The sequence below is a fragment of the Clostridium bornimense genome, assembly GCF_018917145.1.
In the GTDB taxonomy this organism is placed as follows: Bacteria; Bacillota; Clostridia; order Clostridiales; family Clostridiaceae; genus Clostridium_AN; species Clostridium_AN bornimense_A.
Window position 1 is genome coordinate 1 of the sequence record NZ_JAHLOD010000111.1, and the last position, 1631, is coordinate 1631.

2 protein-coding genes are annotated in these 1631 nt (G+C 26.9%); one reads left to right on the forward strand and one right to left on the reverse strand.

Features of this window, described 5'->3' with window-relative positions; all coding sequences use genetic code 11:
- Positions 1-139 precede the first annotated feature (139 nt).
- Positions 140-1159 carry a YeiH family protein gene (locus KQI30_RS16695; protein ID WP_216464473.1) on the reverse strand — a complete coding sequence of 340 codons (1020 nt, stop codon included), beginning with the start codon at positions 1157-1159 and terminating at the stop codon, positions 140-142.
- A 140-nt stretch (positions 1160-1299) separates the two neighbouring features.
- Here KQI30_RS16695 and KQI30_RS16700 point away from each other — a divergent pair, with 140 nt between their 5' ends.
- Positions 1300-1518: a helix-turn-helix domain-containing protein gene (locus tag KQI30_RS16700; protein WP_216464474.1), complete on the forward strand. Its 219-nt coding sequence runs from the start codon at positions 1300-1302 to the stop codon at positions 1516-1518.
- Positions 1519-1631: the final 113 nt, after the last annotated feature.

Below are 1631 nucleotides of genomic sequence, written 5' to 3' on the forward strand. Positions count from 1 at the left end.
ATAATCTTTTGCTGCCTTGATTTTATCTTCAAAAGAATATTTATATTGTCTTCCCATAAAAAATACCTCCAAAGTAGATTTTGGTTATTTACCATGTCTACTTTAGAGGTATCATATCACTTATGTGTAGCAGCCATTTTTATAAGAAAAGATAAATCAAAATTATAACTGAAATTATTTGGGCTAAACCAATGAATAGACCATATAAAGATGCTGCTTTTCCTTGTTTTATCAAATCCTTAATATTTACTTTTAGCCCTATAGCTGCTAAAGCAATTATTTCAAGTTTGTTACTTAACTCTTTAAATACATGTGATAATCCATTAGGAATTAATTTAAGAGAACATAACGTACAGGTTATAAAAAATCCTATAACATACCAAGGCACTTTGATTTTGATTTTATTACTATTATCTATATCATTATCATTTTTTCTATATTTTAAATGCCCCAAAATTAGTACAACAATAACTAAAAATATTACCCTTATCAATTTAAAAATAGTGGCTAAATCTTTAACATTTTCATTTACCATTGCACCACTAGCAACAACTTGTCCAATTGACTGAAGCGTTCCTCCTATCATTGCAGATGTGTTAATAACTTCTTGATTATATAAAAACTTTGATATTAAAGGTAATAAAAACATTAAAAATATTCCTGTAACATTGACTATTGTTATTACAATTCCTTTTTCTTTATCGTCAGCTTTAATTATTGGAGCTGTAGCTGCAATAGCTGAGGAACCACATACTGCATTTCCACTAGCCATCATAAATCTAAAATTTTCACTAAAGCCCAACTTTTCACCTATAAATAAAGCGGCTATTATCGTTATAGACATTTGAAGAATAATTAGTAATATTCCTGACCACCCTACTTGTATTAATGCTGATATATTTAATGTACCACCTAATAATACAATTGATACTGATAATAAATTAGTCTCTGAAAATCGGTATCCTTTTTCAAATACTTTTTGATTAAGAAATAAATTACCAACTACCATTCCTAAGAAGATTGAAATTGTTGCAGCGCCTATATTAGGTATGAACTTTGATAATAGAATACTTATAAAACTTACTATAATAGATACAATAAGCCCTGGGATAATATGGAGTGTATCAGAAATTAAAAAACTTCTTCTTTTATTACACATGATGTAACAAATCCTTTCTTTTGATTTCTTCATAAGTATATATCTGATATAATCATAAGTAAAATAAATATTAATTATAATAATCATAAGCTTTACTTATGACTTATAATAAGGCACTGTTTTAAGGAGGAAGTATAAATATGATAGAAGAATTAAAAACTTTTATTACTGTAGTAGAAATAAAAAACTTTACTAAAGCAGCTAACCAATTAAACTTATCTCAGCCTAGTGTAAGCAACCATATAAAAAATCTTGAATCCTATTTTGGTGTTACGTTAATAAATAGATCAGTGAAACAGAAAAATATATTTATAACTGAAAAAGGGCATATCTTATATAAAAAAGCTAAAGAGATGTAAGCGTCAAAGTTTTGGTACCTTTTATCAATTAAAAAAATATATTAAAATATCCCGGTAGGGCGATTTAAAGCCCTATCGGGATTTATTTATTTCTTGATTTTGACTTTTAGATT

Coding starts and splice junctions, on each gene's coding strand:
- KQI30_RS16695 (WP_216464473.1), bottom strand. CDS start 1,159: ATGTGTAATAAAAGAAGAAGTTTTTTAATTTCTGATACACTCCATATT.
- KQI30_RS16700 (WP_216464474.1), top strand. CDS start 1,300: ATGATAGAAGAATTAAAAACTTTTATTACTGTAGTAGAAATAAAAAAC.